General features: G+C 66.7%; 22 protein-coding genes. 6 read left to right on the forward strand and 16 right to left on the reverse strand.

All coding sequences use genetic code 11. The features are described 5' to 3' along the window. Positions 1 to 231 precede the first annotated feature (231 nt). The gene (locus AC1D1F_RS23780) at positions 232 to 1068 is read left to right on the forward strand and encodes a creatininase family protein (RefSeq protein ID WP_477697083.1); all 837 of its coding nucleotides are present in this window, start codon (positions 232 to 234) and stop codon (positions 1066 to 1068) included. Between the two features lie 8 nt (positions 1069 to 1076). Here AC1D1F_RS23780 and AC1D1F_RS23785 read toward each other — a convergent pair whose 3' ends face one another. Together AC1D1F_RS23785 and AC1D1F_RS23790 are read right to left on the reverse strand one after the other, a co-directional pair. Continuing rightward, positions 1077 to 2498: a hypothetical protein gene (locus AC1D1F_RS23785; protein WP_477675855.1), complete on the reverse strand. Its 1422-nt coding sequence runs from the start codon at positions 2496 to 2498 to the stop codon at positions 1077 to 1079. Beyond that, positions 2498 to 3775: an SPFH domain-containing protein gene (locus AC1D1F_RS23790; protein WP_477675856.1), complete on the reverse strand. Its 1278-nt coding sequence runs from the start codon at positions 3773 to 3775 to the stop codon at positions 2498 to 2500. The genes AC1D1F_RS23785 and AC1D1F_RS23790 overlap by 1 nt, the downstream gene beginning before the upstream one ends. A gap of 206 nt (positions 3776 to 3981) precedes the next feature. On the opposite strand from AC1D1F_RS23790, the gene AC1D1F_RS23795 reads away from it, so the two are divergent. From AC1D1F_RS23795 to AC1D1F_RS23810, 4 genes are all read left to right on the forward strand, one after another. Next, positions 3982 to 4707, forward strand: a complete 726-nt coding sequence (locus AC1D1F_RS23795; protein WP_477675857.1) for a response regulator transcription factor — start codon at positions 3982 to 3984, stop codon at positions 4705 to 4707. After that, positions 4704 to 6845 carry a sensor histidine kinase gene (locus AC1D1F_RS23800; protein WP_477675858.1) on the forward strand — a complete coding sequence of 714 codons (2142 nt, stop codon included), beginning with the start codon at positions 4704 to 4706 and terminating at the stop codon, positions 6843 to 6845. Before AC1D1F_RS23795 ends, AC1D1F_RS23800 begins: the two co-directional genes overlap by 4 nt. Positions 6846 to 7058: 213 nt before the next feature. Then, positions 7059 to 7517 carry an Lrp/AsnC family transcriptional regulator gene (locus AC1D1F_RS23805; protein ID WP_092132085.1) on the forward strand — a complete coding sequence of 153 codons (459 nt, stop codon included), beginning with the start codon at positions 7059 to 7061 and terminating at the stop codon, positions 7515 to 7517. A gap of 113 nt (positions 7518 to 7630) precedes the next feature. Continuing rightward, the gene (locus tag AC1D1F_RS23810) at positions 7631 to 8968 is read left to right on the forward strand and encodes a PQQ-dependent sugar dehydrogenase (RefSeq protein WP_477675859.1); all 1338 of its coding nucleotides are present in this window, start codon (positions 7631 to 7633) and stop codon (positions 8966 to 8968) included. Positions 8969 to 8977: 9 nt separating this feature from the next. Here the strand turns inward: AC1D1F_RS23810 and AC1D1F_RS23815 are convergent, their stop codons facing one another. From AC1D1F_RS23815 to AC1D1F_RS23880, 14 genes are all read right to left on the reverse strand, one after another. Then, a complete protein-coding gene (locus AC1D1F_RS23815) occupies positions 8978 to 10156 on the reverse strand; it encodes a hypothetical protein (RefSeq protein ID WP_477675860.1) in 1179 nt (392 codons plus the stop codon). A gap of 78 nt (positions 10157 to 10234) precedes the next feature. Next, on the reverse strand, positions 10235 to 10903 hold the full coding sequence (locus AC1D1F_RS23820; RefSeq protein WP_477675861.1) for a histidine phosphatase family protein: 669 nt from the start codon (positions 10901 to 10903) through the stop codon (positions 10235 to 10237). A gap of 51 nt (positions 10904 to 10954) precedes the next feature. After that, positions 10955 to 11965, reverse strand: a complete 1011-nt coding sequence (locus tag AC1D1F_RS23825) for a threonine dehydratase (RefSeq protein ID WP_477675862.1) — start codon at positions 11963 to 11965, stop codon at positions 10955 to 10957. Continuing rightward, positions 11962 to 12600, reverse strand: a complete 639-nt coding sequence (locus tag AC1D1F_RS23830; protein WP_477675863.1) for a LysE family translocator — start codon at positions 12598 to 12600, stop codon at positions 11962 to 11964. The genes AC1D1F_RS23825 and AC1D1F_RS23830 overlap by 4 nt, the downstream gene beginning before the upstream one ends. Before the next feature lies 1 nt (position 12601). Then, positions 12602 to 13288, reverse strand: coding sequence for a VOC family protein (locus AC1D1F_RS23835; RefSeq protein ID WP_477675864.1), 687 nt, complete (start codon positions 13286 to 13288; stop codon positions 12602 to 12604). 30 nt (positions 13289 to 13318) lie between these two features. Continuing rightward, on the reverse strand, positions 13319 to 14242 hold the full coding sequence (locus tag AC1D1F_RS23840; RefSeq protein WP_477675865.1) for a PhzF family phenazine biosynthesis protein: 924 nt from the start codon (positions 14240 to 14242) through the stop codon (positions 13319 to 13321). 34 nt (positions 14243 to 14276) lie between these two features. Then, positions 14277 to 14897 carry a glutathione S-transferase gene (locus AC1D1F_RS23845; protein ID WP_477675866.1) on the reverse strand — a complete coding sequence of 207 codons (621 nt, stop codon included), beginning with the start codon at positions 14895 to 14897 and terminating at the stop codon, positions 14277 to 14279. A 1-nt stretch (position 14898) separates the two neighbouring features. Then, positions 14899 to 15537: a LysE family translocator gene (locus AC1D1F_RS23850; RefSeq protein WP_477675867.1), complete on the reverse strand. Its 639-nt coding sequence runs from the start codon at positions 15535 to 15537 to the stop codon at positions 14899 to 14901. Then, positions 15534 to 16727: an aminotransferase-like domain-containing protein gene (locus tag AC1D1F_RS23855; protein WP_477675868.1), complete on the reverse strand. Its 1194-nt coding sequence runs from the start codon at positions 16725 to 16727 to the stop codon at positions 15534 to 15536. The genes AC1D1F_RS23850 and AC1D1F_RS23855 overlap by 4 nt, the downstream gene beginning before the upstream one ends. 138 nt (positions 16728 to 16865) lie before the next feature. Next, entirely contained in the window at positions 16866 to 17321 is a 456-nt protein-coding gene (locus AC1D1F_RS23860) for a DUF6196 family protein (RefSeq protein WP_477675869.1), read from the reverse strand. A 4-nt stretch (positions 17322 to 17325) separates the two neighbouring features. Further along, a complete protein-coding gene (locus tag AC1D1F_RS23865) occupies positions 17326 to 17655 on the reverse strand; it encodes a DHCW motif cupin fold protein (RefSeq protein WP_477675870.1) in 330 nt (109 codons plus the stop codon). Continuing rightward, positions 17652 to 17999 (reverse strand): antibiotic biosynthesis monooxygenase family protein, encoded by a 348-nt coding sequence (locus AC1D1F_RS23870; protein ID WP_477675871.1) that lies wholly within the window; start codon positions 17997 to 17999, stop codon positions 17652 to 17654. Before AC1D1F_RS23870 ends, AC1D1F_RS23865 begins: the two co-directional genes overlap by 4 nt. After that, on the reverse strand, positions 17999 to 18937 hold the full coding sequence (locus AC1D1F_RS23875) for a DMT family transporter (RefSeq protein WP_477675872.1): 939 nt from the start codon (positions 18935 to 18937) through the stop codon (positions 17999 to 18001). The genes AC1D1F_RS23870 and AC1D1F_RS23875 overlap by 1 nt, the downstream gene beginning before the upstream one ends. After that, complete coding sequence (locus tag AC1D1F_RS23880; protein WP_477675873.1) at positions 18934 to 19545, reverse strand: LysE family translocator; 612 nt, start codon at positions 19543 to 19545, stop codon at positions 18934 to 18936. The genes AC1D1F_RS23875 and AC1D1F_RS23880 overlap by 4 nt, the downstream gene beginning before the upstream one ends. A gap of 122 nt (positions 19546 to 19667) precedes the next feature. Here AC1D1F_RS23880 and AC1D1F_RS23885 point away from each other — a divergent pair, with 122 nt between their 5' ends. Then, positions 19668 to 21170 carry an aminotransferase-like domain-containing protein gene (locus AC1D1F_RS23885; RefSeq protein ID WP_477675874.1) on the forward strand — a complete coding sequence of 501 codons (1503 nt, stop codon included), beginning with the start codon at positions 19668 to 19670 and terminating at the stop codon, positions 21168 to 21170. Positions 21171 to 21371: the final 201 nt, after the last annotated feature.

Genomic DNA, 21371 nt, shown 5'->3' on the forward strand with positions numbered 1-21371 from the left:
AGTTTAGCGAGACCCCGCCTGAACCGAGCACCGCAGGTTGCCCGTAGCGAAGCGAAGGGACGCAGCAACCAGGGTCGCCTTTTCTTTTGCTTACTTTTCTTTTGGCGAAGCAAAAGAAAAGTAAGTTGCCGCCGGGCAACCCCCGGCCAACCGCCCTCAGCAAAGAACTCAGAGGAAGCTAATAAGAAAGAGCCTCATCCGCCATCGCGCAAATACCCCAAAATACACCCCATGCCCACCCCAACCCCTCCCCGCCACTGGTCCACCCTCAAAACCCCGGACTTCGCCAAGCTGGACCTGGCCCGCTGCATAGCAGTACTGCCGGTGGCGGCCACAGAGCAGCACGGCCCGCACCTGCCGCTCAATGTGGATGCGACGCTGGTCGAGGGCGTGATCGAAGCCGCCTTGCCGCACCTGCCGGCCGCGCAGCCGGTTCTGTTTTTGCCCACGCAGGCCGTGGGTTTCAGCCCCGAGCACACGCGCTTTGCCGGCACGCTCACGCTCAAAGCCGAAACGGTGATACGGCTTTGGACCGAGCTGGCCGAATCGGTCGCGCAGACGGGTGTCAAAAAGCTGGTGTTGCTCAATTCGCACGGCGGCCAGGTCGGCCTGCTCGACGTCGTGGCGCGCGACTTGCGGGCGCGGCTGGGCATGCTGGTCTACAGCGTGAACTGGTTCAACCTGCCGCTCATGGGTGAAGACGGCAAGCCGGTGAACGATTTGTTCAGCGCCACGGAACACCGCTTCGGCATCCATGCGGGCGAGATCGAAACTTCCATGATGTTGGCGCTCAAGCCGGAGCAGGTCGACATGGCGAAGGCGCAGAACTTTCATTCGACCTCGCAGGACCGCGCCGAAAAATTCAGCCTCCTGGGCGACGGCCGCAGCGCCAAGCTGGCCTGGCAGATGCAGGATTACAACCCCCACGGCGCGGTTGGCAATGCCGCTGCCGCCACCGCCGACAAGGGCCGGGCACTGCTGGGCGCGGCGGGCCGTAGCCTGGCACGGCTGCTGGTGGAAATCGACCAGCTGCCGGCCGACACCTTGAGCGACAAAACAGCCTTCTAAAACAGTTTCTAGCGCAGGATCACCGTCTGGCGCTTCCACGCGGCGTCCTGCCAGCGAAACGCGGCCAGCGTACCGGGATCGCCGGCCTGTTTCTCAGCCGTCAGGGTGTCCAGGCGCGCCACTTCGAAACTGCGGCGCAGGCGCCCGGCGATCCGGGTCTCGCGGGCCAGCAGCAGTTGCGGCGCGCCGCGCACCCAGCCGGCGAATTCCACATAACCGAGTTCGGGGCCGTTGCTCGCGGGCGGCAGCACTTCAATCGTCCACTGCCCGGCGCTTTTGCGGAACACCCACAGCTCACGCCAGGCGTCCAGCGGCTGCACTGCAAGCGCCAGCGCCTGGCCGTCGGGATGCGCGCTGGCGGAAGCCGCCCAGACGATGCCGTAGGTGCAGCGTTTGGCCACGGCCTCCTTGCCGGATTTGCCGTCGGCCTTGTTTTCATACAGCGCCACGCAGGTTTCGCCGGCCTGGCCGGTCTCGGTGGCCAGGGTCAGTTTCGCGAAGCGGGGCAGCGCGGTTTCGGCAGCCCAGCGCGAGGCACCCACCCGGATCGCCGCGTCGTTGTAGTCCTGGCGGTCGTTGTCGGTCAGTTCCAGCTTGTTCACCGCGGCGAGTTCCGCGAGGGCACGCTGGGCGGCTGCCGTGGGCGCTTCGGCGCGGCGCGCCTGCTCGAATGCCAGGCTGGCAAACACGCCCGCGCGGCGCAGGTGCAAGCGGTTTTTGCTGACTTCGGACAGCTGCGCGAACTGCGCGGCGCTGATTTTGTCCAGCACCTCGGCGCGCCACTGGTCCTGCACCAGGCGTTCCTGCGGATGCAGGTCGGGGCTCATGCAGTCGGGGCGGGTCACGGCCAGCGCGGCGCGGGTGCGCTGCTCCGCGTCCGACGGCAGGGCCAGCACGCGGCGAAAGGCCTCGCCGTTGTAGCAAAGCTGCATGCTGCCGCCCTGCTCATAGCCCTTGAAGCCCACGCCGTAAAAAGACGCCACTTCCACGTGCGCGGAGATCACGTCGCTGGTGGCCTTGCCGTGTTTGATGGAGGCGCGGCGCGCCAGGCGCTCGGCCATGGTGCCCAGCGCGTCGAAGGCTTCGGCGCCTATGGCCTCGGCCGGCGCGGCCTTGAGGTAAGCGGCGGTGTAGGCAATGCCCAGGGCTTCGGCGCCCGGGCTTTCGCGCAGGAAGCGCACCACCGACAGCAGCTGCGGCGCGTCTTCGGGTTGCAGCGAGACGGTGCGCACCTGGCTGACGTGGATGAAACCCGCGCGTTCTCGCCTGTGGTCGTAGACCTGCAGGTAGTCCATGCGCCGGCCGCGGATCTCGAGCGCGTCGCCCTGCCACAGCGCCGCCTGCTGCGCGGCTGAATCGCGCGGCGCGGCGCGCAGGGTGGCCTGGTCCTGCGTCACGATGGCCAAAGTCAGGAGTGCGGTGGTGATCATTATTCGGCCTCTTCTTTGTCGTCTTGCGTTTCGGCGCCGTGCGTAGCCTGCGCCACGGTGCGGCCGGCCTTGGGCGCGCTGCCCAGCAGGCCCGCGCCCACAAAACCGCCGCTGGTGGAGGGCGGGGCGATGATCACGGTGATCTTGTCGCTGAGCTTGTCGGCCATGGTTTTCTGGATTAGCAGCGGGTGCCGCGTGATCAGCACGCCTTCACGCGCCATCTGCTCGCTGTTGATCTTGCCCACGCGGTCCAGCCGGTAGGCTTCGGCGTCGGCCAGCTTCTGGCGCGAATCCGCCTCGCCCGAGGCCTCGATGCGCCTGGCCTGTGCACTGCCTTCGGCGGTGCGGATGCGCGACTGCTTGTCGGCTTCGGCCTCGAGCTGGCGCTGCTCGATTTGCTTTTGCTTGAAGGGCAGCACGTGTTTCATGGCTTCTTCCTGTGCTTTGGCGGCGATCACCTGTTCGCTGGCAGCCGCTTGGGCATTGGTTTCGCGGCGCACTTTTTCGGCCATCGCGTCCAGTTCGGTTTCCTTGACGCGCTTTTCCTTCAGGGCCAGTGTGTAGCGCATTTTTTCCGTCGCCAGCTCCTCGGCCAGCAGATTGTCCATCCCGTGGCGGTAGTCCGCGGGCAGGTCGACCTTGCCCATCTGCACCGTGCGCAGCAGGATGCCGTCGGCCGCCAGCTTGGGTTTGAGTTCGGCTTCGATGAGCTGCTGGATCTCGGCGCGTTTGCTCGAGAAGATTTCCCGCACGGTGTAGCGGGTGAAGATTTTGTAGATCACGCCCTGCACGGCGGGCTGCACGATCTGGCCGGCGATGTCGTCGGGCAGGTTTTTCGACAGCGCGTTGACCTTGGCCGGGTCCAGCGCATAGCGCACCGTGAGGTCCACGCCCAGCGACATGCCTTCGACCGACTGGAAGGGCGAGGGGCCATCGGCCCGGCTGCTGCCTTCGGGGCGGTAGACCTGGTCGCGCAGCGAGAAGGTGCGCACTTCGTGCAGGCCGGGCAGCACCAGCAGCGAACCTTCGCGGAACTCATCGACGCCGCCGGTCAGCTGGTTGGTACGTATCGCCACGTCGCCGCGCGCCACCGACTCCATGGGCGGGTGCACCCACAGCAGGTAACCGGCTCCGGCCGCCACGGCGGTGGCGATCATCAAGCCGCCGGCCCCGGCGGCGCGCTGCACGCCCGTCGCGGCGATACGGCGAGTGCCGTGCACTCCCCTGGAAAAGATGGCGCGCAGGCGCAAGGCGATGCGGGTGAAACGTAAATTCATGGTGGGCTCCTCCGATGGTTTGGCGAGAGGCACGGGCTGTGTTCTCTCTGGCCTCCATTGTTCGGAGCGGGCCCGGAGCATTCAATGAGGCCACGCGGTGTCTTTGCGCGCTGCGGCGGGCGGCAATCGTCCGCCAACGGAAGAAACACTCACACGGCCGGGCGCGGCCCGCGCCCATAATGAAGCCAACCCCTACCGCACACCCCATGACCAAAATTGCCGTAATTGAAGACGACCTGCCCATGAGCAGGCAGCTCAAGGGCTGGATTGAATCGGCCAGGCCGGGCATACAGGTCGACCAGTGGTTCAACCGCGACGACGCCGAAGCCGCCATCGCCCGCGAAGGCTATGACGCGGTGGTGCTGGACATCGAACTGGGGCGCGAACGCCACGCCGGCGTGGCCATCATCAACGCCATCAACAAGCAGCGGCAGGGCACGCCGGTGCTGGTGGTCTCGGCCATGCCGGCGGCCATTTACCGCAGCATCATGAAAGCCCTGGACGCCTGGGACTACCTGCAAAAAACCACCTTCGAGGAAGCCGACTTCATCGAGACCTTCCTGGACATCCTGCGCAGCGCCAAAACAAAACCCGCGGGCAAGGCACCCGCGGGCAACAACCAGGAACTGCAACTTGACCCATTGCGCCAGAACACCGCCATCTGGCGCGGCCAGCGCGTGAACCTGCCGCTGACGGCGCAGCGCATCCTGGCGGCGCTGCACGCGCGGCGCGGCGAGGTGGTCAGCTACGAGGACCTGTACCTGGTGGTGAAAAGCGGGCGCAACCGCGACAACATCCGCAAGCACGTCAGCACCATACGCGACGCCTTCAAGGAAATCGACACAACGTTCGACGGCATCGAGAACGTCCCCATGCGCGGCTTTCGCTGGGCCGAAGCGGCCGAGGCTGCGCGCGGCAAGGGCCAGGCGTGAAGCTGCCCACCCGCCTGGGCGTGGAGCGCCTGCTGCCGGCGCGCGTGCCCTTCGGCCTGCGGGTTTTCTTTCGCGGCGCTTTTTTCCTGCTGGGGCTGGCCACCATCGCGCTGGCCGTCGCCGTGCTGCAGGATGAAAAAGAGCGCAGCTACCGCAACTACCAGGACGGTTTTCGCAAGAACCAGGCGCAGATCGCGGCCAAGCTGCGCCACCCCACCGGCCAGCTGGTGCTGCTCAATCCCACGGCCTACGACCATGCGGTGACGCCGCTGCGCCCGCTGGTGCTGCCGTTTTCGGCCCTCGATTTCGACGACCGCAACAAGGCCCAGCAGGCGGTGGAAATGGCCGGCTGCCTGGTGCAATACCCCGATGCGGCCTCGATGTGCGTGGCGGTCGGCAACAATCCCTTTGCCGGCGGCTTTCTCTACGCCGTGGGCAGCTTCAACAGCGGGCCGCTGGTGTCGCACACCTCGGGCACGCTGGACTTGAGCCAGGCGCACCGTGCCCGCATCACGGTGGACATGCGCGGGCAGCATTACCGCTGGATCGCGCCCTTCCAGGCGATGCAGGCCACGGATGAAGGCCGCAACGCCTCGCCCTTCGCCAACACCCGGGGCCGCCTGGTGGGCTTTGCCGACGACGGCCCCATCACACCCGCCAGCCGGCCGGTGCGCGATTTCCGCGGCTGGCTCTGGCAAGACGGCCGCTGCGTGGACGGCGCGGCCGCCGGCCCGGATTGCGCCCGGCGTGCCTTCGTCAGCGTGCGCCTGCCGGTGGAGCTGTTCCGCGAGGCGCTGTTTGCCAAAGGCCCGGCGGGCATTGTCTGGCCGCCCGCGGACCTGGACCAGATCAAGGTGCAGGTCGAGATGCTGGCCCCTGGCGAGGGCAAGCCCCTGTTCGACAGCAACGCGCCAGGCGCGACCGCGCCTTTCTCGTGGTCCGAGCTGACGCCCTTGCTGCTGCCCGGCGAAAAGCTGCGCATACGCAAGCTGGGCGCCGCCGGCGCCGGCGCCGACGTCGTGGCGCTGTCCGGCGCGGAAGCCACGGAGCGTTCCTCGCCGCTGATCGCCTGGCTGATACGCCGGCTGCAGGTCGAGGGTTATGACGCGCCCGTCAACAGCACCGACATCATCAGCACGCCGCTGGGTCGCTACGAACTCACGCTGACCGGCGACATCCGCAGCGTCAACAAGGCCCTCACAGCCGTGGCCACGCGCGTGTCCTGGTTTGTCGGCGGCATGCTGCTGGCCATCTTCCTGACCTGGCTGGCCATCGAGCTGCGCATCATCCGCCGTATCACCGAACTGACCCGCCGCGCCGCCACGGTGTCCAAGGGCGTGCGCGCCAGCGACAGCCTGGCGGCGGTCGACCTGGCCGACCTGCGCGGCGGCGACGAGCTGGGCGTGCTGGCCGGCGGCCTGCAGGACCTGCTGCAGCGCGTGAACGAGGACGTGCGCCGCGAGCAGATCCGCGTGGCCCAGGAAAAAGACACCTGGCATGCGGTCGGCCATGAAATCATGTCGCCGCTGCAGTCGCTGATGGTGCTGCACGGCAGCGTGGACGACCCGGCGCACCGCTACATCAGCCGCATGCAGCAGGCCGTGCGCGTGCTCTACGGCAGCGCTTCGCCCAGCGAGGCCTTCGAGTCCACCGCACTCAACGTGCAGACGCTGGACGCCAACGAATTCCTGCGCCACGTGGCGCGCAACGCCGCGGCGGCCGGCATTCCCGGCGTGGCCTTTGAGCCCCTGGCCCAGCCCGTGACGGTGCGCGCCGATGAGTATTCGCTGGAAGACGTGGTCTCGCACGTGCTGCGCAATGCCGAGCGCTACCGCCTGCCCGGCAGCCTGATCCGCATCACGCTGTCCCTTCAGGCGCAGGAAGGCACCGCGCCCGAGGCGGTGATCGCCATCAGCAACCTGGGCCCTCAAATAGAAGCCGGCATGCTGGACAAGATCTTTGAATACGGCGTGTCCGGCCTGCCTGATGCCGAAGGCGGCGCGCCGGGCCAGCGCGGCCAGGGCCTGTTTGTCGCCAAAACCTATATGGCCAAAATGGGCGGCACCATCACCGCGCACAACCTGGAGAACGGGGTTTGCCTGGAGCTGCGGCTGCAGTGCGCTGTGGGTAGCGCCTGAGCACGGCTTCGGCAGCCAGCACCCCAAAAAATCAAAGCCCCCAGCGAGCGGTAACTTGCTGGAGGCTGTGTCTTGGCGGGCGGACCGGTAAGCCCGTTGCCATGAAAGAAGTATCGCCCGGGTGCAGCCGAAGAATTTGCTTGATTTGCTGCTGAATTTGCCAGATACAGATAAAAAATCTGCAAATTCTCAAAAATCAGATAAATTAGCCGGATGGACACTTTAGACCGGAAAATCCTTCAGGTTTTGCAGGCCGATGCGCGCACCAGCCTGCAGGACATAGGCCAGGCCGTGGGCCTGAGTCCCTCGCCCTGCTGGGGCCGCATCAAGAAGATGGAGGAAGCCGGCGTGATCGAGGGCTACACGGTGCGCCTCAACGCGCAGGCGCTGGGCCTGGGCGACACAGTGATGGTGCAGGTCACGCTGGACAGCCATTCCGACAACACACTGGAGAAATTCGGCGAAACGCTGGCCGCGATCCCCGAAGTCATTGAGGCTTACCTGGTGTCCGGCGAGTACGACTACCTGCTGCGCATCGCGGTGCACGACACCAAGGACTACGAGCGCCTGCTGCGCGAGCGGCTCTACAAGATCAAGGGCATACGCCACAGCAAGTCCAGCTTTGTGCTGCGCACGCTGAAGAAGGCAGACCTGCCGCTGTTGCCGGGCTGAGGCGGGACCGGCGCTGACAAAGCCCCGTGGGGCCGGCTGACAGCGCGGCCGGCGCCCGGCGCGCACACTGGACGGGGCGCCGTGCTGATGCGGCGCGGTACCAGGGAGAATCTATGCGCGCCCCCCATTTTTCCGTCAAGCCATGGCTTGCACCCGTGCTGTGCGCCGCCATCGTCGGCGGCCTGGTGGCCTGCGGCGACACCGCCCTGTTGCCGCCCGAAGCCGGCATGGGTTCCAACCCCACGCTGCCTTCGCCCAAAAAGAGTTTGATTCCCACCGTGAACATCGCGCCGGCCAAGGGCTGGCCCGAGGGCCAGATGCCCACACCCATGGCCGGCCTGGGCGTGACGGCGCTGGCCACCGGCCTGGAGCACCCGCGCTGGGTCTATGTGCTGCCCAACGGCGACGTGCTGGTGGCCGAAAGCAATGCGCCGCCCAAGCCCGAAGACGGCAAGGGCATCAAGGGCTGGTTCATGAAAAAAATCATGGGCCGGGCCGGCGCCGGCACCCCCACGGCCAACCGCATTACCTTGCTGCGCGATACAGACGGCGACGGCAAGGCCGAAAGCCGCAGCGTCTTCCTGGAAAACCTCAACTCGCCCTTCGGCATGGTGCTGGTCGGCAACGATTTTTACGTGGCCAACACCGATGCCGTGGTGCGTTTTCCCTACCAGCCGGGCCAGACCAGCATCACCGCGGCGCCCGTGAAGCTGGTGGACCTGCCGGCCGGCCCCATCAACCACCACTGGACCAAGAACATCATCGCCAACGCCGACGGCAGCAAGCTTTATGTGACCGTGGGCTCCAACAGCAACGTCGGCGAGCGCGGCATGGAGGCCGAAGCCGGCCGCGCCGCCATCTGGGAGGTGGATGCCAAAACCGGCCAGCATCGCGTGTTCGCTTCCGGCCTGCGCAACCCCAACGGCATGGGATGGGCGCCGGAGACCGGCGCGCTGTGGACGGTGGTCAACGAGCGCGATGAGATCGGCAGCGACCTGGTGCCCGACTACCTGACCTCGGTGCGCGATGGCGTGTTCTACGGCTGGCCCTACAGCTACTACGGCAGCAACGTGGACGACCGCGTGAGGCCTGCGCGGCCGGACCTGGTGGCCAAGGCCGTGCCGCCGGACTATGCGCTGGGCTCGCACGTGGCGCCGCTGGGCATGGTGTTCTCGGAAGGCAAGACGCTGCCGCCCGCACTGGCGACGGGTGTGTTTGTCGGCGAGCACGGCTCGTGGAACCGCGTGCCGCACAGCGGCTACAAGGTGGTGTTTGTGCCCTTCCTGAATGGCTTGCCTTCCGGCCTGCCGCTTGACGTGCTGACCGGCTTCCTGAGCCCGGAGGGCCATGCCTACGGACGGCCTGTGGGCGTGGCGATGGACAAGCGCGGCGCCTTGCTGGTGGCCGACGACGTCGGCAACGCCGTCTGGCGCGTCAGCGGCGCCAAATAGCGCAGGTTTTCAAACGGGCGGCAACACCATGTCGGCCGTGCCTGGGCACACCCAGCGCGGGTATTCGCGCGAGGTGTCTATGCAGCCGCCCGACTGGTATACGCCCTTGGGTTCGCGCATGCGCAGCATCAGCTCCAGGATACGAGCCATCTCGGCCGGGTCGGCACTGGAGGCCTTGACGCCGGCTTCGACGATGTTTTCGTTGATGCGCAGCTCGCCGGCTGCGTCGGTGTAGGTCGCATGGCGCCAGTGAAACAGCTCCAGGCACTTGGCCGTCAGCGTGTAGGGCTGCTCGCGCTTCCAGAAGTTGGTGAACAGCCCGTTGCCGATGTAGAACACCCATGAACCTTCATAACCCGAGACGTCGGACGAATGTTCATCGGGGTTGCGGAACCACAGGCGGTCGCCGGGCACATAGTATTTGGGCGGCAAAGGCCGCTCCATCGAACCGTACTCGCGCAGGAACACGTCGTGGAATTTTCCCGACATGATGGCGCGCCGTTCCCAGCGCTGCTGCAGGCCGGCCAGCAGCGGCGGGTTGCAGCTTTCAAGTTCCTGTGCGATGGCCAGCAGGATCACGTACTCGGTTGCGCGGTAGCAGGAAAAAGAATACAGCTTGCCGGAGGCCTCGGGCTGGGTGGCTTTTTGCAGGGCCGGAATCAGCGCATGGCCGGGCCGCACGGTGAAGCCGTCGTCCTCGGAGTAAGTCCAGCAGTCCTCGGGCCGGTTGACTTCGGTGGTGTGAAATTCGAGCGCCGTCTTGCGCGCGGCCAGCACGATGTTGCGGCGCACGCGCAGCGCCGAGGCCAGTTCCTCGTGGCTGGGAAACTCGAAGGCGATGGGGCTTAACAGCATGGCCAGCAGGATTTCACGCTCCAGGTCGTCCGTGCTGTTCAGGGTGTCAAGCTGCAGCTTGCCTGCCAGGCCCAGGGTGTCCAGGCCGGGCGCCCATTGCGCGGCCAGGCCGGCTGAAAGGCGGAAACGCCGCACCACGCCGGCGCGCTCACCCGCCGCCAGTTCCCCGGTTTCCACGGCGTCCTGCAGGCCCAGCCGCTCCAGTTGCACCAGGAAGCCATAGCTGGCCGCGGCCAGCGCCTCGGCCGTGGCGGCATGAAGGTATATGCCTTCGATGATGAGGCTGGCTAGGCTGGGGAGACTGGCGGGGCTGGGAATAGGGGCGGCGCTCATGGTGCCGCAAAGTATCTTTGCTTGCCGTGATCCCGGCAATGGTAAAAACACCACGCGGCCACTTGCGGCAAATGTGCTTCAGGCGTAGGTGATCCAGCTCGCGTGCTCTGGCGCATCCAGGTGCGGCAGGGTGTTGTAGGTCACCAGCATGTGGCGCTTGGGCGTGAAGGCGAATTCGGTGAGTGAGCAGTTGCGTATGCGCAGGTTCAGCTCTATCGTGGTTTCCGGGCTGGTGCCCAGCACGTGGCCAACAGCCGTCGAGATAGGCCCGCCGCTGGAGACCAGCAGCACGTTGCCGGTATAAGTTCCGCGGATGTGGTCCAGCACATCCGTGATGCCACACACAAATTCCGTGTAGCCGGGCATGCCCCTGGGGCTGACCACGCCGGCCATCCACTGCGCCAGGCCGTCGCGCAGCAGGCGGAAGTGGCCGCGGTACTCCTCGGGCGTCGTGGGTTTTTCGAGCTTGTGCGGGTGGATCGCGCCTATCACCGCATGGCTGTCATATTCATTCAAGCCGGGACGCTGGGCAGCCTCCATCGTGATGCCCATGCCTTCACAGATGCCGGAAAAGGTATTGATCTGGCGCTGCAGCGTGCCGGTGAAAGCCGCGTCAAAGCTGATGCCCTTGTACTTGAAGTATTCCCCCAGGCGCACGCTTTGTTGGCGCCCCATGGGGCTGAGCACGTCGTAATCGTCTTCGCCAAACGAGGCCTGGCCGTGGCGCACGAGGTAGAGGGTTCCCATGGGCAAATTGTGGCCACCCCGGGTCGAGTGCCCAGTCCCGCGTGTGACCGGTCAGCTTCCCGTTAGCACTTTGGCGACAGTAGCGGTGTCCACGTTGCCACCGCTGAGCGTGGTGCCTACGACCAGGCCCTTGAGCTGGTTTCGCTCCTGCATGGCCGCGGCAAAACCGGCCGCGCCCGCGCCCTCGGCCACGTTGTGGGTGTCGGCATACAGGTCGCGCATGGCCTGGGCCACTTCAGCATCGGTCACCTTCACGATGTGGTCCAGGTGCGGCAGCAGGATCTCGAGCGCGGCCGGATCGGCGACACGGCAGGCCATGCCGTCGGCCAGCTGTGTGGTGACCGGCGCCTCGACGACGCGCCCCGCCGCCAGCGAGTCGGCGTAGGCGGTGGCGTGCGCGCTGACCACGCCGACAATGCGCAGTGTGCGGCCCAGCGCCAGCTTGGCGGCAATCGCCGAACAGGCGCCCGAGCCCTGGCCTATGGGCACGTAAACCACGTCAAGCTGCGGCACCGCCAGCATGAACTCCCACCAGTAGGTGCTGACACCGCGCAGCAGGCCGGGATGAAAGCTGGGCACCATATGGGCGCCGCGTTCGGCGGCCAGAGCGATGGCGAATTCGCGGCTTTCCTGGAAGTCGTCGCCATGCTCGATCAATGTGACACCCAGCGCGCGCATGGCGGCATTTTTCTCAAGCGAGTTGCCATGCGGAACCACGATGGAGCAGGGCACACCGTGCGCGCGCGCCGCCCAGCCTATGCTCTGGCCGTGGTTGCCGCGCGTGGCGCTGATGACTTCGGCCGGCATCTCGCCGCGCTGCCTGAGTCCGTCAAAGTAGGTGAGCCCGCCGCGCAGCTTGAAGGCGCCGACCGGCGTGTGATTCTCGTGTTTGATCCAGCAGTCGGTGCCCAGGCGCTGGCTGGACAAACCCCAGCGGTATTGCGGCGTGGCCTGGAACTCGCGGTAGACGACGCGGGCCGCGTCTTCAATTTCCCGCAGCGAAGGCAGCATGTTGTTACCGGCGTTTTCCAGCCCCGGCGCGCGTTCCAGCACCGCGCTCATGCGGCCGCCCGTTTTTCCGTCAGCAGGCGCAGCGCCAGCAGGCCCAGCACCGTGCCCATGACGTATCGCTGCACACGCATCCAGCTGATGTTGCGGTTCAGGAAGCCGGCGATGGCCGCGGCGAAGCAGATCAAAATCGTGTTCACGCCGGTGCTCACGCTGATCTGCACCGCGCCCAGCGTCAGGCTTTGCAGCAGCAGGTTGCCACGCTCGGGATGCAGGAACTGCGGGAAGAAGGAGAGGTAGAACATTGCCACCTTGGGGTTCAGCAGGTTGGTCATAAAGCCCATGAGGAACAGCGTGCGCGGCGGGTCGTTCGGCAGTTCACGGGTTTCAAAGGGTGCGAGGCCGCCCGGCTTGACGGCCTGCCAGGCCATCCACAGCAGGTAGGCCGCACCCGCCACCTTGATCGCGTCGAAGGCCAGCGGAACGGCCAGCAGCAGCGCCGTGAGCCCGAAGGAGGCGGCCAGCAGGTGCACCACAAAACCCAGTGCCACGCCGCTGAGCGACACCATGCCGGCGCCGCGGCCCTGGCACAGCGTGCGCGAGATGCAATAAATCATGTTGGGCCCGGGCGTAAGCACCAGCACCAGGGCGGCGAGGGCAAACCAGGCGAGTTCGACGGTGTTGAACATTTCAGGCTCCTTTGGATTCCAGCGTGACGAGGCCGCGCGGTGTTTGCAGCGTGGCGATGAGGTTGGGCGGTCCCTGCGCCAGGCCCACGCCCGCCAGGCCCAGGGCTTCATAGCCCCCCCGCAGCGCGTCGGGGCGCGGGTGGCTCGCGTGCAGTGATTGCAGCGTGACGCCCGAGGGCGCCATGCCGTCGGCCGGATGGGCGTCGCCCCACTGGATCAGCGTGGGCAGCGCCCCGTAGAACAGCCGCTGCCCGTCTTCGCGTACGGTGATCTTCCAGGCCAGCAGGCCTTGCGGCGTCATGCGCGAGACATCGAGCACTTCACCGCGGTCAAGTCCCAGCCGGCCAAGCGCGCGCACGGCCGCGCTCACACGGGGCGTCGAGGCCACGAAATGTGCCAGCTGCGGCCCGGTTTTGGCCAGCCGCAGCTGCAGTTCGCGGTCGTCGAGGTCATACCAGCGCCTGGCCGGTGCCACGCGCGGGTTTGGTGTTCCCGGGTTGACCGCGATGATTTCGAAATAGGCGCGGGGGAAGGCCGGGGAGGCCACCGTGAACAACCGGTTGTGCGTGCCCATCAGCCCATGCTCACCGCCCGGGCCGGGCGTGATGCCCAGCACGCGCTCACACCACTGCACGCCCTGCTCCAGGCTGGCCGCCACCACCACGAGGTGGTCGACCTGTGAGGCCATTGGCGCGGAGTGTGCTGTGTGTTCCATCGCTCAGAGCGTGACGCTTCCATCCACGCAGCTCACCGACTCACCGCCGACCCAGACCTGGCCTTCGGCGTCGCGTTCGATGTGCACCTGGCCCGCGCGGCCCAGGCACACGCCTTGCGAGGCGGTATAGCGTTCGGGCGCATGGCCCTCGGCGATCATCCACTGCGCCAGGCTGGCGTTGAGGCTGCCGGTCACCGGGTCTTCATCGACGCCTATGGGCGCGGCAAAGGCGCGTACTTCAAAGTCGGGCGCAAAGGCGGCGGAGGCAGCCGGCGCCTGGGCGAAGGCCTTGGCCTCGCGGTTGGCGCGTGCGATCAGCGGCGCCGCGTCTTCATGCGGGTAGCGCGCGACGGCACCGACCTTGATGCCCAGCTTGACCAGCGCCTTGTGGTCGGGCGCCAGGCTCAGCACGGTCTCGGGGCTGTCCAGCAGCAGGCCCAGCCAGAGCGGGCCGTTGTCCAGGCATTGCGCGGCCAGGACCTGGTTGGCCTTGAGTCCCAGCGCGGCCGCCACCTGGGCCAGCACCGTGGGGCTGGGCGCCGAGCGCTTGAGCGCCGGCGCGGCAAAGGCCAGGCGCCGGGTGCCCGGTTCGCGGCGAATTTTCACCAGGCCGACCTTGCATTCCTGCACGATGAAGTCTTTGGAACGCGGCTGCCCGCCGGCTTCCAGCCAGCTGTGGCAGCTGCCCAGCGTGGGATGGCCGGCGAAAGGCAGCTCGCCGCCCGGCGTGAAAATGCGCACGCGGTAGTCGGCCGCGGCGTCCGTGGGCGGCAGCAGGAAAGTCGTTTCGGACAGGTTGGTCCATTTGGCAAAGCGCTGCATCGCGGCATCGTCCAGGCCGCTGCCGTCCATCACCACGGCCAGGGGGTTGCCGTAGTAAGGGGTGGAGGTGAATACGTCGACTTGCTTGAATGCGCGCTGCTTCATGGGGCTCTCAGTTTTTCAGGAATGGTTTCAGGATTTATGACAAAGGCAGGTCCAGCACACCGCGCGCCGCGGGCCGCGCCAGCAAGGCCTGGTACCAGCGGTCCAGGTGGGGCCGCGCGGGCCGCGGCTGCGGCAGGCCGAACCAGCGGTGCATTTCGCAGCCCAGCGGGATGTCGGCCATGCCGAAGTGTTCGCCGCCGATGAATGCGTGCTCGGCCAGGTGCGCATCGAGCAGGGCCAGCAGCGGCTCAGTGGCGGCCACGGACTGCGCGATCAGCGCCGGGTTGCGCTGTTCCGCCGGCGTGCGTATCCACTGGATGAAGGCGGCGCGGCCCGCCGGGTTGAAGGTGGTCTGCTGCCAGTCCATCCACTGTTCGGCGGCAAAGCGCTGTGGCAGCGTTGCGGGATAAAAGTCGCCCAGCGAGTATTTGGCGCACAGGTAGCGCACGATGACGTTGGATTCCCAGACCAGGGCCTCACCGTCTTCGAGCAAGGGCACCAGCGCATTCGGGTTCTTGCGCTGGTACTCAAGCTCCTTGACGATGCCGAATTGGCCGCCGGCGTCGGTGCGCTGCAGGGTCAGGCCCAGTTCCTGCGCGGCCCACACCACTTTGCGGACATTGATGGAGCTGATGCGCCCCCAGAGATGAAGCATGTCAGATTCCTTTGGAAGGTCGGTCGAGAAACAGCAGCCGCAGTGCGAGCCCTGCCATGACAAAGGCCAGCAGGCCGCGCTGGAATTTTGCGGCGCCGGGGCGCGCCTGCAGGCGGCGGCCTATCTGCCCGCTGAAGGCGCCCAGCACGGTATTGAAGGCCAGCGCCATCGCCGACAGCAGGACGCCCAGCACCAGCAATTGCAGCGTGACATGGCCGCGTGCCGGGTTCACAAACTGCGGCAGGAAAACCATGAAAAACAGCAGCGCCTTCGGGTTCACCAGGTTGTTCAACAAAGCCATGCGCACGATGCGCGCAAAACCGGCGGGAACGGCCTCGGCATCACGGCGCGCGCCGGCCGGCCGTAGCGCCTTCCATGCCAGCCACAACAAATACACCGCACCGGCGTAACGCAGCACATCGAAGGAGGGCGGCCAGGCCGCGACCAGCGCGGTCACGCCCGTCGCGGCGCACAGCGTGTGCACCAGGTCGGCCGCCGAGATGCCGAGGGCGGCCGCGAAGCCGCCGCGCACGCCATGTGCCAGCCCGTGCGAGAGCACAAAGGCCATGTTGGGGCCGGGCGAGGCGAACAGCGCCAGAACCGCCAGCACAAACAGCGACAGCGTGCCGGTGTCCATCATGCCGCCGCGCGCAGTTCGGGCACGCCCGTGGGCAGCTGCTCGCGTATGGCCGCGGCCAGCGCGGCGATGCCGATGTTGATCTGCTCGACGCTCGACGTCACAAAGGACAGGCGCAGGGTGCGGGCGTCGGCATGGTCGGCGTAGAACGCCCAGCCGGGCACAAAGGCCACGTTGCGCTCCACGGCCTTGGGCAGCAGGTCGATGGCGTTCATGCCTTCTGGCAGGCGCACCCACAAAAACATGCCGCCGGCCGGCGTGTTCCAGCTCACGCCCTCGGGCATGTCGCGCCGCATCGCGGCCAGCATGGCGTCGCGCTGCGATTTGTAGAGCGCGCGTATGGTCGGAACGTGGCGCTCCAGGAAATTGTTTTTCATGGTCTCGACCACCATGCGCTGGTTGAAGCCCGGCGTGTGCAGGTCGGCGGCCTGTTTGGCCTGCAGCAGCTTGGGGTACAGCGCCTTGGGCGCGACCAGGAAGCCCAGGCGCAGGCCGGGCGCCAGGATCTTGGAGAAGGAGCCCATGTAGACGCAGCCTTCGGGATTGCGCGCGGTGAGCGGCAGCGGCGGCGGCGTGTCGAACCACAGGTCGCCGTAGGGGTTGTCCTCGACGATGGGCAGGCCCAGGCGCGCGGCCTCGGCGCTCAGCGCGGCGCGGCGCGCTTCGCTCATGGTGCGGCCGGTCGGGTTCTGGAAATTGGGCAGCACGTAGAAGAAGCGCGCGCCTGCGGCCTTGCTCGCCAGGTCCTTGATATCCACACCCTCGTCATCGCTGGCCACGCCCACGACCTCGGGCTCCATGGGCGTGAAGGCCTGCAGCGCGCCCAGGTAGGTGGGGGTTTCGACCAGCACGCGGCTGCCGGCGTCTATCAGGATCTTGGCGATCAGGTCCAGGCCCTGCTGCGAGCCGGTGGTGATCAGCACCTGCGCCGGATCGACCTCCCAGGGAAGCATGGCGGCCACCATCTCGCGCAGCGGCGCATAACCTTCGCTGGCCGCGTACTGCAGCGCGGCATGGCCGTCCTCGCGCAGCACCTTGTCGCAGGCTGCACGGAAAGCCGCGACCGGAAAGGTCTTGGGCGAGGGCAGGCCGCCGGCAAAACTGATGATGCCTGGCTTTTCGGTGACCTTGAGGATCTCGCGGATCACCGAAGGGTTCATTTTTTTGGCGCGTTGCGCTTGAGTCCATTCCATTTCACTCTCCTCCTTGCGGGCCGTCAAACAACCCTGGTCAAAAATCTCTTGCATCGCTTTCAACGCGGTGCGGCGCACCGGCGCGATGGCATGGGTGTGACGATGATCTCACCTTGGCCGTTCCGCGCAAAGTACCGTTCATGCGGCCGCTCCGGCGGACTGCATGGCGCGGATAAGCTCTATCGCCCGTCCGGCCACGCCGCGGGGGATTCCCCAATAGTCGAACACGCCGCCGTCGGACGCGTTGTGGCCGCAGACGACAAAGACACCTGTGCCCAGCTCACGCTTGAATTCACTGGCCAGCCAGCCGACAAAACCGCTGTTGGGAATGCCGGGCGCGAAATGAAAACAGACGACGGCATAGCGGTCTTCCGGTTGTGTGGGCGCCGGCGCGGGCAGCAGTGCGCTCCATACCGCCTCGTCGCGCACCAGGGCCAGCGCGCCGCCGGCCAGTGACGCGAGATGCGCCGGAAACTCCGCCACGGGAAATTCGGCAAAGGTGTAGTCGCCCGGCAGCACGTCGGCGCGCGCATGCGCCATCGCGCGCGACAGCCGCCGGCGTGTCTGTTCGGGTGTTTCGGGTGTGACGTCCATGGGCTCAATCCACCACAAACAGGGTGGCGCCCAGCGGCGCGGTGGAGCGGTGTGCTTCGGCCTGGTCGGCGACCTGGTAGCTCATGCCGGGCTCCAGCGTGAAGCGCCGGCCGTCTTCGAGCTCGGTGTGCAACTGCCCCTGCAGGCACAGCAGGATGTGGCCTTTTTTGCACCAGTGGTCGGACACATAACCCGGCGTGTACTCGACCATGCGCACGCGCACGTCGCCGAACTGCTGGGTGCGCCAGAAAGCCTTTCCTTCCAGGGCTGAATGTTCGGTGCGGGCCACGGCGGACCAGTCCGTGGTGCCGAAAGGGATGTTGTGGATGTTCATGCGGCCTGCCCCGCCTTGCGCGCGCGTTCGTTGGGCGTGATGTGGGCGATGGTGCCGTCGCCGTAGGAACGCAGCACCTGCGAGATGACGATGTGAAAGCCTTTGTACCACTGGGTGTACTGGCGTTTGGCTTCCAGGTGTTTCGGGTGGGCCGAGAAGGCGCGCAGCGCCTCCTGGTTGTCCCAGAAATAGGTCGCGTTGCTGCGCGTGCCGTCGGGCGAGCGCCAGGTTTCCGCGCCCAGGTAGCCGGGCGTGGCGTGGGCGGCTTCCTCGATCAGCGCGTCCAGCGCGTGGAAGCGTTCGTCATAGGTGCCGGGTTCGAAAATAAAGGCGGCGCAGTACATCAGGTCTTCCTCGGGTGCAGCAAAGAGGGGGGCATGGCGGCCGGCTGGTGCACCGGCATTTTTTTGCCGATGAACACGGTGGCGATCACCGCCAGGCCGAAGCCCACGGTCACGGCGTCCAGGCGCTCGCCCAGCAGCGGCACCGCGAACAGCATGGACAAAAACGGCTGCACCAGTTGCACCTGGCTCACGCGCACCGTGCCGCCCAGCGCCAGGCCGCGATACCAGGCGAAAAAACCCAGCCACATCGAGAACACCGCGACATAGCCGAATCCCCACCATGCGGCGGCCTTGATGGGCCCGGCGGGCCAGCTGGAGGCGGCCAGCGGCAAGGTCAGCGGCAGGGCCAGCAGCAGCGCCCAGCAGATCACGTGCTCGGCCCGCATGCGCTGCGAGAGCCTGGCGCCATAGCCGTAACCGACGGCGGCGCACAGCACGGCGGCCAGCAGCAACAGGTCGGCCGGGCTGATGGACAGGCTGCCGCTGCCCGAGCGCAGCATGGCAAAGGCCACCACCAGCGCGCTGCCCAGGGCGGCGCACAGCCAGAAGCCGGTGGAAGGGCGCTGGCGGTGCAGCAGCGCACCGACGGCCGCGGTGGCCAGCGGCAAGGTGCCGATGATCACGCTCGCATGCATGGCCTCCACATGGCGCATGGCGATGGAGGTGAACAGCGGAAAACCGAAGACCACGCCGCCCGCGGTGGCGGCCAGCGGCCACCAGTCCTCGCGCCGCGGAAAAGGCGCGCGCGTGGCCAGCAGGAAGACAGCCGACAGTGCCGCGGCCACCACGGCGCGGCCCAGCGCGATGAAGACGCCCGACATCTGCGGCGCCTCGGGCGTGCCCACGGCCAGCCGCGTCATCGGCAGCGTGACCGAGAAAATCACGATGCCCAGCAGGCCGAACCAGAGGCCTTTGGTGATTTGTGTGTTCGGGCTCATATAAAGAGCATCCAGACGGCGGTGGCTACCAGCACGGCCGCCATCACGTAATTGAACCAGCGCAGCCGCAGGCCGCTGCCGGCCGGGCCGGTGAGCCATTCGCGCAGCAGTGAGCCCGCGAGGGCATAGGCCAGGTTGCTGACAAAGGCATAGGCCAGCATCACGGGCAGCACGATGGCCAGGCGCATGCCGGGCGCTTCGCGGCCGGCGATCCAGCCGCTGACGATGGCCAGCGCCAGCATCCAGGCCTTGATATTGACGAACTGCAGGGCAGCGCCCTGCCAGAAGGTGACGTTCAGCCGGGACGCGTCGGCCTCGCTGAGCTGGCGCGACTGCGAGACCTTGAAGGCCAGCCACAGCAAATAGGCCACACCGACGACCTTGACGGCCCAGCTCAGCAACGGCACCGCCAGCACCAGCGCGCCCAGACCCAGCGCGCACACCAGCAGCAGCGCGCCCCAGCCGACCGGCACGGCGCAGACAAAAGGCAGCGCGCGGCGCAAACCGTGGTTGGCGCCCAGCGCGGTGGACAGCGTGGTGTTGGGCCCCGGCGAAAAGCTCATCGCCGTGGCCAGCACCAGTAAAGCCGTAAATTCTTGCCAGTTCATGTTTCAGACTTTATAGTTGAAAGCAATACACCACCAATACAGTTATCGGTACAAATTCCAAAACTGTATTGGTCAAATTGTCAGCACACACGCTCCGCCCCAGGAGCCACAAGGTTCACACCATGTTGATGAAAACCGCCTCGCTCTCCCTGACCGAACAGCTTTCGGCGCGCTTTGCCGAGCGCATCCGCAGCCGCCTGCTGGCGCCCGGCGCGCGCCTGCCCTCGGTGCGCCTGTGCGCCGAGCAACAGGGTGTGAGCGTGTCCACCGTGGTGGCCGCGTATGACCAGCTGCTGGCGCAGGGCCTGGTGGTGGCGCGCAAGAACCGCGGATTTTTTGTGCGCGATGCCTCACTCAACGCGGCGCTGGCACCGACCTTCCAGGCCCCGGCGGTGACGCAGGCCGGAAAGCCGGGGGCGGCGCCGGCGGCCGCCGGTGCCGCGGCCAGCCTGGCGCCGCTGAGCGCCTGGAGCACCGCCGGCTGGATGCACACGCGCCAGGCGCCGGTCGACGCGACCGCGCTGATACGCGGCATGTTCCACAAGGTCAGCAACAAGCCCCAGCCCGGCATGGGCGTGTTCCCGTCCGACTGGCTGGAAACCAGCTTCATGCCGACGGCCGTGCGCAAGGTCACCAGCGTCAGCGCGCTGCGGGACTTTTCGCTGCAGTACGGCGAGCCCATGGGCGACAGCGGCCTGCGCCGCGCGCTGTCGCAGAAACTGAGCGCGCTCAATGTGCATGCCGTGCCCGAGCAGATCATCACCACGGTCGGCGCCACGCATGCGCTGGACATCGTGAGCCGCACCCTGCTGCGCGCCGGCGACTGCGTGATGGTCGAAGAGCCCGGCTGGGCCGTGGAATTCGCCCGGCTGGACGCGCTGGGCATGCGCATCCTGCCGGTGCCGCGCCGCGCCGACGGGCCCGACCTGGAGGTGATGGCGCAGTACTGTGAAATCCACCAGCCCAAGCTGTTTGTCAGTGTCAGCGTGTTCCACAACCCCACCGGCTACTGCCTCACGCCGGGCAGTGCCCACCGCGTGCTGCAGCTGGCGATGCAGCACAACTTCCACATCGTCGAAGACGACACCTACAGCCACCTGGCGCCCGAACACGCCACCCGGCTGTGTTCGCTCGACGGTTTGCAGCGCACGATTTACGTCAGCGGTTTCGCCAAGATTCTCGCGCCCGGCTGGCGCGTCGGCTTCATGGCCGCGCCGCCCGACTTGGTCGAGCGCCTGCTCGACACCAAGCTGCTGGCCACGCTGACGACACCGGCCCTGCTCGAAAAGGCGCTGGCCTGGTGCATAGACCAGGGCCAGCTGCGGCGCCACGCCGAACGCATACGCACCCGGCTGGATGCCGCACGCGCCCGCAGCGTCAAATTGGCCATCGCCCACGGCTGCACCTTCGCGGCAGAGCCCGCCGGCCTGTTCGGCTGGGTGGATACCGGCGTCGACACCGACGCGCTGTCGCAACGCATGCTCGATGAGGGTTACCTGATCGCCCCGGGGGCGCTGTTCCATGCGGTGCGGGCGCCCAGCACGCTGATGCGGATCAATTTCGCGACCACGCAGGAGGCGGCGTTCTGGAAGGTTTTTGCTCGGCTTAGGGATGCTGTGAAATAGCTCGGGTCTTGCGCCGGCTGTCCGCGCTTCCTCTGTTCTCTTTGCTTGGTTCTGCTGGCCGGGGGTAGCCCGGCGGCTACTCACTTTTCTTTTGCTTCGCCAAAAGAAAAGTAAGCAAAAGAAAAGGCGACCCTGGTTGCTGCGTCCCTTCGCTGCGCTACGGGCAACCTGCGGTGCTCGGTTCAGGCGGGGTCTCGCTAA

The organism is Polaromonas sp. P1_H6 (genome assembly GCF_056405195.1).